This is a genomic window from Candidatus Allofournierella merdavium (assembly GCF_944382735.1).
GTDB classification, from domain to species: domain Bacteria; phylum Bacillota; class Clostridia; order Oscillospirales; family Ruminococcaceae; genus Allofournierella_A; species Allofournierella_A merdavium.
Genome location: NZ_CALWND010000006.1, coordinates 1 through 14,701 on the forward strand (window position 1 = coordinate 1; position 14,701 = coordinate 14,701).

The window sequence follows — 14,701 nt, forward strand, 5'->3', positions numbered from 1 at the left end:
TCATCTCCATAAAGCACGGTCATCCCGTAGGTGACCAGGTGCTTATAGCCTTTCGGAGAACTGTATACGGAAAAGCCGTCCAGATATTCATCGCCGCCAAGGGCCGCCCTGGATGTCAGCAGCGTTCCGAAATGATCGGGATCCTGCCCCGGATACAGCGTTTCAAAAGCGTCATCGATGGCCTGCCAGCCAGGCGAATAGGTTTCATCCTCTTTGATGCGCATTAGGAATTCTTCCTTTGTCATCGTATCAGCCTCCTTTTCGAATGGGAAAAAGCGCCCTGCGATGCACTGTCATGCAGGCAGGCCGACGCAAGGCGCGAAAAGGCCGCGCCGAAAGAACCACATCCTCTTGCCGATGGGGTCTCTTCTGCAGCGGGCATCTTTTTTCATATTGCAAAGCAGCGGATGGGGAAACTCCGGTTTTTGTGCGCATGGTTCTGCTCCGACAGGTTCATGTTCTTTTGCGGACCGGGGGCTGGATTCGAAGTAAATTATACCATAGATAAGAGCGTGTTTGGCGTGTTTTTGTGTGAAAGACCGGGATATTCATATTTGTTTTACGAATGGGACGGGGAGCCGGACTCGAACGGGCTCAGACCGCTCCGCGGCGCGGGGTGGCAGGACATACGCCATATTTCGGCAGGGTTGCCAATGCGCCGTTCCTTGTGGGATACTTCTGCCCATAAAAAGATAAACGATCCCTGTCGGATTTGGCGCGGCCGTTCCGTTTTAGCCGATGAGGCCGCCTCCTGTGCCGGGCCGTTTTGTGCGGCCTGCGTTTTTGCGACGTATTTTGCGCCCGGGCAGAAAATTTTTGCCGCAGGATGAAATATTGCCGTGCGCTCGTTCGCTTTTCTTTTGAAGGGAATAGCTTTTTTCCTGCGGGAACGGGCATCTGCCCGGCGGCAGGCCCCGCCGTCCGGCGGGGCCTGCCAAAAACACCTGCCGGCGAGTCGCCCCGCCGCCGGTCCCATCCCTTTTTCTATCATGACATCGCTGTGCGAGAAAGGAACTCCCATGTCTCACATTTCCCCCTTTAAACGCATCCTCAGCCTGCTGCTGGTCTGGGGCATGCTGTGCGGCCTGATGGCCTTCCCATCCGTGCAGGCGGCCGGCGGAACGCCGGATGCCGACGGATCGCTCTACAGCCAGCTTTCCGACACCAACAAAGAGGCGTATGACGCCATTTCCCGGCAGGTGGAGGAGCTGGCGAAAAACAGCACCGACCCCTCCGCCGTCTCCTTCACCCCCACCCAGGGGTCGCCCGACGGCGCCGCCATCTTCGCCTTTTTCCGGGATCACCCGGAGTGTTTCTGGGTGGACTCCTCCAAGCTGGCATGGACCGCGTCCGACGACAACGTGTACAGTCTGTGCACCGCGGTGACGGGCGAATCCTTCTTCTTCGAGGGCTTTGACGCGGCCACCCTGCCCGGGGTGCGCCAAAGCTTTGATGCGAAGGTACAGGAGATTATCGCGGGGATGCCTTCCGGCGGGGACGTGGTGGCCCAGCTGCGCTACCTGAACAACTGGATGGCCCAGCACAACGTGTACAATCCCCTGGGCATAGGGGCCAGCAACTACTCCCGGTGCGCCGCCAGCGGCATTTTGAGCAACAACGACCCGAACACCGCCCCGGTGTGCTACGGCTACGCCACCGCCTTCAAGGTACTGCTGGACGCGGCGGGCATCCCCAACGCCTACATTGAGGGCTGGGCCTACAACCAGAACAACTGGCCCAACGGCGAGCAGCACGCCTGGAACTATGTGCAGCTGGACAATGCGTGGTACGCCATCGACCCCACCTGGGATGACCCGAAGCTTACCGCGGGTCAGGCCCGTTTCCACTATTTCCTGGTGGGCAGCGAGACGGAGACCGAGACCTCCCTGAGCACGAAGGAGAAGTTCGGGCAGAACCACGACGCCAGCGCCGCGAAGTCGCCGGCATCGCAGTATTCGCTGACCTATCCCACCCTGTCCCGGACGGCCTCGGATCGGGTGGTCACCACCGGGTTTGAGCTGATCCAGGGCGGGACTTCCACGAAATATGACACCCTGGAGGAGGCGCTCCGCAACGCCGGCTCCGGCAGCACCGTCAAACTGTGGCAGACGGCCACCATCACCGGTGCGCTCACCATCCCGGACGGCGTCACGCTGGATCTGAACGGGCAGAAAGCGTCCGGCACCCCCAGTTTGAACGCTGTGGCGGTCTCGGGCGATGTTTCGCCCCTGTTCACCATCGAAGCGGACTCCCAGGCCTCCATCGTCAACTCCGGTTCCTTCACCTCGATCACCACCACAGACTCAGGGGCGTGCATCCAGAACGACGGCACGCTGAACCTGGGCACCAATCTGAAAATCGCCAGAGGGAAGTATATGATGGGCGGCGATCCCCTCTCCAGCCCCATCGGAGGAAACGCGCCGGAGTACACCTCCAATGCCTATGCCTCGCTGAGCGCCGCTTCACCTCATTTGCTGTTTGTCTATCAGGTGATGCAGCCCACCGTCTCCGGTTCGGGTTCCTACCAGGCCAGCGCGGGGGATACGGTGCAGAACCTGATCGACCAGTGCGCGGGCAGTATCCCCGCGCCCACCATTGAGTACTACATGCCCACCGGAACAAACGGCAAGGTGCCGTCGGAAACTGTCGGGCCGCTCAGCTGGAGCGTGGGCCGCTCGCCCAACGACGGCAACCGCATCCAGCCCACTGACCCGCTGGAGAACGGGGAGTATCTCTTTGTGGCCACGGCCTTCGGCTATCCGGTCACCTACGCCGTCCAGGTGAGCGGGGTGCCCGACCCGGCACAGCAGTACACCGTCACCGTCCAGGGCGGCAGCGGCGCAAGCGGCGGCGGTACCTACGCCGAAAACGACCCGGTCACGGTGACCGCCGGCACCAAAGAGGGCTATATCTTCCAAAGCTGGACGGCGCAGGGGCTCACCCTTGCCGACGCCACGAAACCCGAGATCAGCTTTGCCATGCCGGCGAACGACGTCACCCTCACCGCCAACTTTGAGCGGGACTATACCATCCGCGTCACCGGCGCCGCGCTGGCGCCCAAGACCTACGACGGCAGCGCCGCCGCCACCGTGACCAGTGTGGACTTCGGCGGCCTGCTGGAGGGCGAGCAGCTGAACCTGGGCACCGACTACACCGCCACCGCCGTTTTTGACAGCGCCAATGCGGGCACGGGCAAGACCGCCACCGTCACGGTGACGCTGACGGGCGGCAGCTACGTCTTTGCCGGCGGCGCAAAGACCGCCAGCTACACGCTGAGCGGCCAGAGCATCGGCAAAGCGGCCTATACCGGCGTGATCGCTCTTTCCGGCCAGGTGCGGGCCAACGCCTCCGGGCAGGTGGAACTGCCCCAGCCGCCGACCGGGGCCTCGTTCGGTGTGCCGGCCAGCGCCGCGGGCAGCGAAGCTGTCACGGGGCTGAGGATCGCCGGCAACACCCTGTTTTATGAGGGCGGCAGCGGCATCGTGAAGGATCGGACCTACACCGTCACCGTGCCGGTGAGCGGAGGCGTCAACTACAACGACTACAATCTCACCGTGACCCTTACTGGCTCGGATAAGCAGGCGCTTGCCATCGCCGGAGTCACCGCGCAGAACGGCAGCTACAACGGCGCGGCCCAGGCGGGCTACACCGGAAAGCCCGCCGCCGCGGGTTATGACGGCGCATTCACCGTCACCTACAGCACCCCCGACGGCCGGGCGCCCGTCAACGCCGGGACCTACACCGTGATCTTTGCCATCCCGGACAACGATCCCCGGTATGTGGGCCGCATCGCGCTGGAGTTCACCATCGCCAAGGCACCCCTGACCGTGGCGGCGCCCCGTCTGTCCGCTTATGCGGGGGACAGCGCCCCCGCCCTGGCCCTGGCCTACACCGGCCTGGTGGCCGGTGAGAGCGTGACGCCCTCGGCGGCTCCCGTCTTTACCGTCGCCAAAGCGGACGGCACCGGCATCGCCCTGGCGGACGCCATGAAGACCGCCGGCACCTACACGATCACCTGGAGCAACGCGGACAGCACCACCTTTGCCGGCGCGGGCAACTACCAGCTGACCAAGAATGCCGCCGGCACCCTGACCGTCTCCGCGCGGCCCGGCTCCGGCGATGCCCCCGCGGCAACGCCCGCGCCCACCCCTGTGCCCCCCGCGCCCACGGCCACCCCCAGGCCCGCGGCCACGGCCCGGCCGGCCGCCACCCCCAAGCCCACCGCCACGCCGGCTCCCGCTCCCGCAGGCCCCACCCAGGTGGAGGCGTCCCTGAAGGATGGCACCGCCGTGGTGGCCCTGGGCCAGGAGCAGTTTGCCCGGATCGTTGACCAGGCGGCAGAGCGTGCCAAGAAAGGCCAGGCGGCCCCCGCCGTGGAACTGGAAGTCACCGCCGCCCAGGGGGCCCGGGCCCTGCAGGTGACCCTGCCCGGGGCCGCCCTGGACACGCTGGCCCAGCAGGAGAAAGCCACCCTGACCATCGCCTCTCCGGTGGCCCGGGTCGCCTTTGACAGCCAGGCCCTCGGGGCCGTTGCCCAGCAGGCCGAGGGCGATCTGGTGCTGGTGGTCAGCCCCGTCGAAGCCGCCGCGCTGAACGAGGCCCAGACGGCCGCGGCCGGCGCGTTCCCCGTGGTGGAACTGACCCTTCAGTGCAATGGTGCCGTGATCTCCGACTTCCGGCAGGGCAATGCCACCATCACCATTCCGCACACCCTGGCCCAGGGCCAGCAGGCGGAGGGGGTCGTGGTGTGGTACCTGGACGAGGAGGGCGGCACCACCGCCTGCCAGACCAGCTATGACGAGGCCGCCGGCGAGGTGACTTTCGTTACCCCGCATTTTTCCAGGTACGTCATCGGCTATGACGAGACCCGGCTGCCCAGCCAGCCGGCGGTCCAGCAGCCCGAGCAGCCCCAGCAGGACGACACATCCCGGCAAAGCGGTTCTTTGCCGGTGCTGCCCATCCTGGGCGGGGTGCTCCTGGTGGTGCCGTCGGTGATCTTTGGGCTGTGGCGCTTTTTCCGGAATCGGTACGAGGAGTAAGCCCGTCCCTTCCATAAGGCCCCGCCGGCGCAGGCGCCGGGGGGCTTCGGCGGATGCCGGCAGGCCCTGCCGCCGGTTTCGCTGATCGCTTTTCCCGGCACCCATACCACCAAGGCCCGGTCGCACAAGACCGGGCCTTTTTTTGTCATTTTTTCGGGAAAAGCGTATACTCGTATCCGTGAGTGATCGGCGGACGACCTTGTGTTTTGCCGCGGAAAGGATACAGGTATGATCGGATTGGGGACTATTATCAATGTGGCGGCCATCGTTGCGGGCGGCCTGATCGGCCTGGCTTTCAGCCGGGCGATCAGCGCCAGATACCAGGAAACGCTGATGCAGGCCATCGGTGTCTGTGTGATCTTCGTGGGGATCAGCGGCGCGGTGCAGGAGATGATGACGGTGACCTCCGGCGGCCTGAAGAGCGGCGGGACGATGATGATGGTGATCAGCTATGCCGTCGGCTCCCTGCTGGGCGAGTGGATCGATCTGGAACATCGGATCGAGCAGTTCGGCAAGTGGCTGAAGGAAAAGACGGGAAACGCCGGCGAAAAACGCTTTATGGACGGATTCGTGACCGCCTCCCTGACCGTGAGCATCGGCGCCATGGCCGTTGTCGGCGCCATTCAGGACGGCATCTCCGGCGACTATTCCACCCTGGCGCTCAAGGCGGTGCTGGACATGGTGATCATCTGTGTCATGAGCGCGTCCCTGGGCAAGGGGTGCGTGTTCGCGGCCATCCCCGTGGGTGTTCTGCAGGGGACGGTCACCCTGCTCGCCAGGGCCGTTCAGCCGGTGATGACCGAGGCCGCGCTCTCCAACCTGTCCTTGACCGGGTCGATCCTGATCTTCTGTGTGGGCGTCAATCTGCTGTGGGAGAGAAAACTGAAAGTCGCGAATATGCTGCCGTCCATTGTCATCGCGGTGCTCTGCGCCTTTGCGGGCGTGTGACCCGCAAAGGCGGCCTCCGGCCCGGGGACTTTTGCATCGCCGGCTTGGCACACACCCCGGCGCAACCGATCGTTTACGGGATAGTTGATGGACAAAAACATCCCCCTTTTTTATAATGGAGTCAGGAAAAGGGGGCGGGTGCGATGACCATCGGAGAAAAGATCAAGGAGCTGCGAAAGGAAAGGGGCCTGACGCAGGAGGTCGTTGCGTCTGCCCTTGCCGTAAGCAGGCAGGCGGTGGCCAAGTGGGAAAGCGGCCGGAGCGTTCCCAGCACGGACAACCTTCTGAAGCTTTCGGGAATGTTTGGGGTCCCGCTGGAGGAATTGGTGGACGCAAAACAGCGCGAGATGCCGGCGCTGGAAGAATACGCGCGCAGAAAACTGGAAGAGGAACGGACCCGCGGGGAAATGAGAAAGAGGGTGTTCCAGAAGGGGAAAGAGCTTGCCGTCACCGCGGCGGCCTACGCGGCGGTGTATGCCGTGTGCCAGTTCCTCTTTTACATGGCGGGCGTCAAAAACTGTGTGTGGCATTGGATGCAGGCCTGGCATGTTCTGCCGGTCACCTGCGCCCTCACGGCGGCGGCGGTCCTTCTGGACAGGAAAATCACCGGCGTCTGCCTGTTTCTCGGCACGGTCGCGGCCATAGCCGTGGCCAATGTTGCGGGAGTGTCGGCCATGCAGCGCTCCCCCGTCGGATACAACAACGGGTGGGTGTTTTACCTGGCGACCGTGTACACGATCGCCGCTGTGGGATGGCTCGTGGAACGCAAGGCCGCGGGTGGGCGGCCCGGGCCCCGGCGGGGATGGCGCAGAGCGGTAAGCGCGGCCTCGCGCGTGTTCGTGTGCCTTCTCGTTTTGGGCAGCACATTCCTGGCCGTCCGTCACATCCAATACGGGATGGGCGCGGAAGAGGGCTATACAGCGGGCTTTGCCGCGGGCGCGGCGGACGCGCAGGCCGGAAAATCGATGAATTCAAATCGTTCCGCCGGGCGCTTTCCCGCACAATATGAATTTGGCACCGCCGCGTTCAAGGGGTACGCGGTGCACTGGTCGTCGGGCTACAAAAGCGGTTACGGAGCTTCCGCGGACTGATGCCGCTGTGCGGTGAACGGGAGAGCATTCGCCCGTGACGAAGAAAAGCGACGCAGAGCGCCGCGGGGCGGCAACGGGAGCGGATGCCCGGAACAAGTGGTTACTTTGCGATAAAACCCCGGCGAAAATTCGGCGAAGCGACGAAATCCGGCGCCGCACGCCCCGGGTGCCGGCGTTCCTCTTGACAAGACAGACCGAACAGGGTATATTGACTTTTGCTGGATACTACACAAATATGACGCACAGCTGAAAGGAGGCGGGCAGAATGACCAACAAGGGGTTCACCAATCACACGGCTTCGCTGAGCCGACGGGAAGAACTGTCCGCACCCCCTCTCTGCCTGTTGTGACGGGCAGACGTTCGTGCGATGCATTCCACGCTTCCGGCTTTGCGCCGGAGGCTTTTTTGTTTGTAAAAGGAGGGGAATCGTTTGAAGCGATCGAAACGGGCGCTGATCTGGCGTTTTTTGCGGCCGTATCTCTGGATCTTTGCGCTCACGCTGGCGTTTTCGGTGGGGCACACCGCGCTCGGCCTGCTCACGCCGCAGGTGGTGCGGGTGGCGGTGGACTCCATCCTGGGCGGGGAACCCTTCCCCGCCGCGGTGCAGGCGCTGGCGCCGGGGCCGCTCCTCGCGGCCGACCCCATGACGCAGCTGCTGGCGGCGGCGGGCATCGTGCTCGTGGTGGCGGTGCTCTCGGGCCTGTGCACCTACGGCAGCCGCATGGGCACGGCAAACGGCTCCGAGAACTTTGTCAAGTCGCTGCGGGACGAGCTGTTCCGGCACATCCAGCGGCTGCCCTATGCGTGGCATGTGCGCCACAGCACCGGGGAGATCATCCAGCGCTGCACCTCGGACGTGGAGGTGGTGCGCAACTTTGTGACCAATCAGCTGCTGGAGGTGTTCCGCATCGCCCTGCTGGTGGCCTTTTCGCTGGCGGTGATGCTGTCGATGAACGGCGGGATGACCCTGATCGCCGCCGGCTTTTTGCCGGTGATCCTGCTGTATTCGGCCTTTTTCTACTCCCGCATCGCCCGGCGGTTTCTCACGGCGGACGAGGCGGAGGGCGAGCTCTCCGCGCTGGTGCAGGAAAGCCTTGCCGGCGTGCGGGTGGTGCGGGCCTTCGGCCGGGAAGCGTTCGAGGTGGAGCGCTTTGACAAAAAGAACGAGCGGTTCGCGTCGCTGTGGATCCGCCTCGGGCGGCTGCTGAGCGCCTACTGGGGCGTGGGCGATCTCATCACCGGCCTGCAGATCCTCACGGTCATCTCGGTGGGCGTGCTGCAGGCGGTGGACGGGGCGATCACCCTGGGCGAATTTCTGGCCTTCGTGTCCTACAACCAGTCGCTCGTGTGGCCGGTGCGCAGCCTGGGCCGGATCCTCTCGGAGATGAGCAAGGCGGGGGTTTCCATCGAGCGCCTGGCCTATATCCTTGACGCTGAGCCGGAGCGGGAGCCGGAAAACGCCCTGACGCCGCCCATGGACCGGGACATCGTTTTCCACCATGTTTCGTTTGCCTACGGCGGGCAGCCGGTGCTGCGGGACGTGAGTTTCACCATCCCCGCCGGCAAGACCTTCGCGGTGCTGGGGGCGACGGGCAGCGGCAAATCCACCATGATGCACCTGCTGGACCGCCTCTACGATCTCCCGCCGGAGGGCGGGCGCATCACCATCGGCGGCGTGGACATCGCCCGGATCAGCCGCCCGTACCTGCGGCGGAACATCGGCATCGTGCTGCAGGAGCCGTTCCTGTTCTCCCGCAGCATCCGGGAGAACATTGCCGCCGTGCGCCCCGGCGCGACCATGGAGGAGGTGTGCCGCCACGCGGGCACGGCCCATGTGGACGACGCCATCCTCTCCTTTGCCCAGGGGTACGACACCATCGTGGGCGAGCGGGGCGTGACCCTCTCGGGCGGGCAGAAGCAGCGGGTGGCCATCGCCCGCACCCTGATGGGGGACGCGCCCGTCCTGATCTTTGACGACTCCCTCTCCGCCGTGGACGCCGAGACCGACGCGGCCATCCGGGCGTCGCTGCACCGGGCCAAGGGCACCGCCACGGTGATCCTCATCTCCCACCGCATCACCACGCTCATGCAGGCCGACCTGATCCTTGTGCTGCAGGAGGGGCGGGTGGCGGAGATCGGCAGCCATGAGCAGCTGATGGAGCGGCACGGCCTTTACCGCGAAATTTACGACCTGCAGATGACCGGGGAGGACCGGGATCTGCTGTTCGCCCCGGAAGGAGGGGAAAGCCATGGGGTATGACGAGCAGGACTATACAAAGTCCTTTGACATCCGCTCGTGGAAAAAACTGCTGCCGTTTCTGCGGCCCTACCGCGGCCTGGTGGCCGCGGTGATCGCGCTGAACGTGGTGTGCGCGGCCATCGACATCGCCCTGCCCCTGTTCCAGCGGTACGCCATCGACGAGTTCATCGAGACGGGGGACGTATCCGGCCTGCCGGGCTTCGCCCTCTTCTACGGCTGCGTCATCGGCCTGCAGGCGCTGGCGGTCATCCTGTTCACCCGCCGCTCGATGCGCATTGAGATGCAGCTGGGCCGCGACATGAAGCGCGCGTGTTTCGTGCATCTGCAGACCCTCTCGCTGTCGTACTACAATGTCACGCCGGTGGGCTATCTGCTCTCCCGCATCATGAGCGACACCAATCGCATCGCCAGCATGGTGGCGTGGAACGCCTTCGACATCCTGTGGGCCGTCTTCTACGTTCTGGGGGTGTTCGTGATCATGTTCCTCCTGCACCCGGGGCTCGCGGCGGCGGTGGTGCTCATCGTGCCGGTGATGTCCCTGCTGACGGTGTGGTTCCAGGACAGGATCCTGCGCTGGAACCGCCGGGTGCGCAAGATGAACTCCCGCATCACAAGCGCCTACAACGAGGGCATCATGGGGGCGCGCACCTCCAAAACGCTGGTCATCGAGGCGCAGAACGACCGCGACTTTCAGGCGGTCACCCAGGATATGCGCCTGTCGTCGGTGCGGGCGGCGCGGCTCTCGGCCGTCTACATCCCGCTGGTGATGTTTTTCAGCTCGCTGACAACGGCCATCGTCCTCGCCCGGGGCGGCGCGCTGGCCCTGGAACATCTGCTGCTGATCGGGACGCTGTCGGCGTTCACATCCTACGCGGTGGGCATCTTCGAACCCATCCAGCAGATCGCCCGCAACATCGCCGATCTCCTCTCGCTGCAGGCCAACATCGAGCGGGTGATGGGCCTGCTGGAGCAGCAGCCGCTCATCACCGACACGCCCGCGGTGATCGAGAAATACGGCACGGTCTTCCTGCCCCGGCGGGAGAACTGGGAGCCCATCCGCGGGGACATCGAGTTCCGGGACGTCTCCTTTCGCTACCCCGACGGCGGCGAGGACGTCCTTTCCCACTTCAACCTGAAGATCCCCGCCGGGTCCACCATCGCCATCGTGGGCGAGACGGGGGCGGGCAAGAGCACGCTGGTCAACCTGGCCTGCCGCTTCTTTGAACCCACCTCCGGCCAGGTGCTCATCGACGGCAGGGATTACCGCGAGCGCAGCCAGCTGTGGCTGCACAGCAGCATCGGCTATGTGCTGCAAAGCCCGCACCTGTTCTCCGGCACGGTGATGGAGAACATCCGCTACGGCCGTCTGGACGCCACCGACGAAGAGGTCATGGCGGCGGCCAGGGCCGTCTCGGCGGATCAGGTGGCCATGAAGCTGGAAAAGGGTTACCAGAGCGATGTGGGCGAGGGGGGCGACCGCCTCTCCACCGGCGAAAAGCAGCTGATCTCCTTTGCCCGCGCGGTGCTGGCCGACCCCCGCATCTTTGTGCTGGACGAGGCCACCAGTTCCATCGACACCCGGACGGAGCGCCTCATCCAGGACGCGACGGAGGTGCTTCTCAAGGGGCGCACCTCCTTCCTGATCGCCCACCGCCTGTCCACCATCCGCCGCGCCGACCTCATCCTGGTGGTGCGGGACGGCGCGATCGTGGAACAGGGCACCCACGACGAATTGATCCGCAAAAAGGGGTATTACCGCGACCTGTACCGCAGGCAGTTTGAACAGGAGCGGATGCAGCGGATGTGATCGCAGGCCGGGCGGCGCCCATGTCCGGAAACAACAAAAAGCCGCAGGGAAACCTGCGGCTTTTCTCTCTCTTCGCGCTCCGGTCAGGCGTGCGCCGACACGCTCCCGGCGCACGCCGGCGCGGCCGGCGCCTCGGCGGGGGCCGCCGGGGCGGACGTCTCCGGATGCGGCGTGTCCCCGGCTTTCAGCAGCGTTCCCCGGCGCTTGGGGTCGTCGTTCGGCTTTTGCATCAGGGTCGCCATCGCGTATTGCAGCGGGTCACGGGCCTTCAGATAGCGGCGGTCCTTCATCGGCACCCGGTCTCCCGCCCGGATGCGGGCGGCGATCCGGGCGCACAGCCGCCGCACCCGCGCCTGTTCGGACAAAAACTCGCTCATCGACTGGATGGAGGATTTTTCCTCTTTCTGTTTGGGCCGCAGCAATTCCAGCAGGGCTTTCTTCTCCGGGTCGAGGACCGGGCCGGAGGACCACTCCAGCCGGTCTGTGACCCGCGCCGCCGGGCCCTTCTGCGGCGGCGCCTTCGCGGCCATGGCCTGTTTGCTGCGCTTTGCGGCGCTGACGACCCGCCCGCCGTTTGTGACAGTCAATGACATGATGAATGCTCCTTTCCCGCGCGTTTTGCCGGTCGGGCATCGCCGCCGGCGCGGCGGGCGGCGATGCGGTATCTGTTTTATATATCGTCTGCTTCGGGCAGATGGATAACCGTGCTGTGGGCCGAAAAGGGCCGCGCCGCCCCGTACAGGCGCTTTTCGGGGCCCGGAGCCCCGCCGGCGGGGAGGGAAAAGCTGCCAAAAGTAAAGTTGACAACTCAACTTTTTGCCGCTATACTGTAAAAGTTGAATTTACAATTTATTAAAATCGGGAGGGGCTGTCCTATGGTGGAGCGGTTCGAGCGGTTCAGCGCGGCGATCGCCGAGATCTCGCGCTGCTGGCACAGGCTGGCCGGCGAGGAGATGAAGGCCTATGGCCTGAAAGGCGCGCACGCCACCTATCTCACCGCCATCTACCGCAGCCCGCAGGGGATCACGGTCCCCGAGTTGTGCGAGCTGTGCATGAAGGATAAGTCCGACGCGTCCCGGATGCTGGCCATCCTGGAGGAAAAGGGCCTGGTGTACAAGGAGGGCAAGCACAAGAGCGGCTACGGCGGGGTGATCCGCCTGACGCAGGAGGGGAGGCAGGCGGCGGAGCAGGTGTGCCGGCGGGCCAGCCGCGCGGTGGAACTGGCCGGCCGGGATCTGACCGACGAGACGCGGCAGGTTTTTTACGGCGCGCTGGATTCCATCATCCGGAACCTCCGGGTGCTCGCCGAGGAGGGCATCCCCGAATAAACGGTTCCAAGGAGAAAACCCGCTGTGAGGGTGGAACCGGGTAGCATGAAAAAGGCCCAAGGCGCCTTTTTCGCGCCGGCGCGGGGCCACGCGCCGGAGGCGCCCGGGGGAAAGGGCCGGTTTCACCTGTTCGCCGGCGGGATAAAAAGGAGGAAGCGAAATGAACGAATGCTATGAGGCCCTGTTCACCCCCTGGAAGATCGGCAATGTGGAAATAAAAAACCGCATCGTGCTGTGCCCCATGGGGGGCACCTCCCTCTTCGGCTGGATGGAGCCCAACCACTTTGACAAGGAGGCGGCCAACTTCTTTCTGGAGCGGGCGAAAAACAACGTGGGCCTCATCATCCCCGGCATCGCCCCCATCCGGGACACCCTGGGCGGGCGCTGGCTCTACCAGAACAAGAAGATGTTCCGCCAGCTGAAAGACTACATGGAGGAGCTCCACGCCACCGGCGCGAAGCTGTTCGTGCAGCTCACCGCCGGCATGGGCCGTGCCTGGGGCATCTCCGACGAGGTGCTGCCCATCCACAAGAACCCGGTGCTGAAGGTGCTGGCCAAGCCCATCCTGGACACCGACTACCAGCTGGCCAGCCCCAGCCCGCTGCCCTCCCGCTGGGCGGAGGGCGTCACCTGCCCCCAGATGACCGTGGCCCAGATCCAGGAGATCGTGGCGGCCTTTGCCAAAACGGCGGTCCTCTGCAAGGAGGCCGGGGTGGACGGCGTGGAGGTGCATGCGGTGCACGAGGGCTACCTGCTGGACCAGTTCGCCCTGAAGTACACCAACCACCGCACCGACGGCTACGGCGGCAGCTTTGAAAACCGCTACCGCTTCGCGGTGGACATCCTCAAGGCCATCAAGGCGGCCTGCGGGGCGGACTATCCCGTCTCCCTGCGCTACAGCGCCATCTCCAAGGTGAAGGATTTCTGCTACGGCGCGCTGCCCGGCGAGGAGTACGCCGAGATCGGCCGGGACAGGGAGGAGAGCCTGCGGGCCGCCCGCTATCTGCAGGACGCGGGCTACGATATGCTGGACGCCGACAACGGCACCTACGACTCCTGGTACTGGTCCCACCCGCCCATGTACATGCCGCTGAACTGCAACCTGGAGGACGTGGCCGCCATCCGAAAGGTGGTGGACATCCCGGTGGTGTGCGCCGGCCGCATGGAGCCGGACACGGCTGCCCGGGCCATCCAGGAGGGCCGCATCGACGCCATGGGCGTGGCCCGGCAGTTCCTGGCGGACGGGGAATGGGTCACCAAACTCCTGGAAGACCGGCTGGAGGAAATGCGCCCCTGCATCTGCTGCCACAACGGGTGCTTCAACCTCTCCCACTTCAAGGGCCACGCCAACGCCCAGACCCTGCCGGACACCCGGGGCATGGCCCGCTGCGCGTTGGACCCCCGCACCATGCAGTCCCGCAAATACCGCATCGAGCCCGCCGCCCGCCCCAAAGCCGTCGCGGTGATCGGCGGCGGCATCGGCGGCATGGAGGCCGCCCTGGTCTGCGCAAAGCGGGGCCACAGCGTTACCCTCTATGAAAAGAGCGGGAAGCTGGGCGGCGTGTTCAATGCCGCCGCCGCCCCCTCCTTCAAGGAGAAGGACCGGCAGCTGCTGGCCTGGTACGCCCGGGAGGTGGCCAACTGCCCCGGCCTCACCGTCCGGCTCAACACCGAAGTGAAGGATATCGCCGCCCTGAACGCCGACGAGGTGGTGGTGGCCACCGGCGCGGTGCCGGTGAAGCTGCCGGTGCCCGGCGCGGACAAGGCGGTGGAGGCGGTGGACTACCTGCTGGGCCGCAGGGCCGTGGGGCAGAAGGTGGTGATCGTGGGCGGCGGCCTCACCGGCTGCGAGATCGCCTATGATCTCTATCTCCAGGGCAAGGAGCCGGTGATCGTGGAGCAGAAGAACGACCTGATCGCCGTGGCCGGGGTGTGCCTTGCCAACGCCAGCTATCTGAGGGACTTCTTCCGTACCAACAAGGTGCCGGTGCATCTGGAGAGCGCCGTGGCCGAAATTCGGGAAAACGGCGTGACCATCACCGGAAAAGACGGCCAAAAGCAGGACATCGGGGCGGATTCCGTCATCCTGTCGGTGGGCTACCGCCCGGCGCCGCTGGCGGCCGGGGGCCGGCATGTGCACCTGGTGGGCGACGCCGCCAGGGTGGGCAACCTGCGCACCGTGATCTGGCGGGCCTGGGATGTGGCCATGAAGCTGTGAGGGAGGCGGA

Annotated in this window: 8 protein-coding genes and 1 pseudogene; 7 read left to right on the forward strand and 2 right to left on the reverse strand. The window is 65.0% G+C overall.

Annotated features, from left to right (window positions below; translation table 11 throughout):
* Positions 1–245, reverse strand: a pseudogene (locus ACH2A7_RS05815) (suppressor of fused domain protein); the annotation flags it as partial.
* A 774-nt stretch (positions 246–1,019) separates the two neighbouring features.
* Between ACH2A7_RS05815 and ACH2A7_RS05820 the strand changes: the two are divergent.
* From ACH2A7_RS05820 to ACH2A7_RS05840, 5 genes are all read left to right on the forward strand, one after another.
* Positions 1,020–5,039 (forward strand): YDG domain-containing protein, encoded by a 4,020-nt coding sequence (locus ACH2A7_RS05820; protein ID WP_394960738.1) that lies wholly within the window; start codon positions 1,020–1,022, stop codon positions 5,037–5,039.
* A gap of 228 nt (positions 5,040–5,267) precedes the next feature.
* Entirely contained in the window at positions 5,268–5,987 is a 720-nt protein-coding gene (locus ACH2A7_RS05825; RefSeq protein WP_394960739.1) for a DUF554 domain-containing protein, read from the forward strand.
* Between the two features lie 143 nt (positions 5,988–6,130).
* On the forward strand, positions 6,131–7,078 hold the full coding sequence (locus tag ACH2A7_RS05830) for a helix-turn-helix domain-containing protein (protein ID WP_394960740.1): 948 nt from the start codon (positions 6,131–6,133) through the stop codon (positions 7,076–7,078).
* Between the two features lie 430 nt (positions 7,079–7,508).
* Complete coding sequence (locus tag ACH2A7_RS05835) at positions 7,509–9,338, forward strand: ABC transporter ATP-binding protein (RefSeq protein WP_394960741.1); 1,830 nt, start codon at positions 7,509–7,511, stop codon at positions 9,336–9,338.
* The gene (locus tag ACH2A7_RS05840) at positions 9,328–11,145 is read left to right on the forward strand and encodes an ABC transporter ATP-binding protein (RefSeq protein ID WP_394960742.1); all 1,818 of its coding nucleotides are present in this window, start codon (positions 9,328–9,330) and stop codon (positions 11,143–11,145) included. Before ACH2A7_RS05835 ends, ACH2A7_RS05840 begins: the two co-directional genes overlap by 11 nt.
* Positions 11,146–11,228: 83 nt before the next feature.
* Here the strand turns inward: ACH2A7_RS05840 and ACH2A7_RS05845 are convergent, their stop codons facing one another.
* Entirely contained in the window at positions 11,229–11,738 is a 510-nt protein-coding gene (locus ACH2A7_RS05845; protein ID WP_394960743.1) for a hypothetical protein, read from the reverse strand.
* A gap of 282 nt (positions 11,739–12,020) precedes the next feature.
* Here ACH2A7_RS05845 and ACH2A7_RS05850 point away from each other — a divergent pair, with 282 nt between their 5' ends.
* Positions 12,021–12,473, forward strand: coding sequence for a MarR family winged helix-turn-helix transcriptional regulator (locus ACH2A7_RS05850; RefSeq protein WP_394960744.1), 453 nt, complete (start codon positions 12,021–12,023; stop codon positions 12,471–12,473).
* Between the two features lie 160 nt (positions 12,474–12,633).
* Positions 12,634–14,691 (forward strand): FAD-dependent oxidoreductase, encoded by a 2,058-nt coding sequence (locus tag ACH2A7_RS05855; RefSeq protein ID WP_394960745.1) that lies wholly within the window; start codon positions 12,634–12,636, stop codon positions 14,689–14,691.
* The last annotated feature ends 10 nt before the right edge of the window (positions 14,692–14,701 follow it).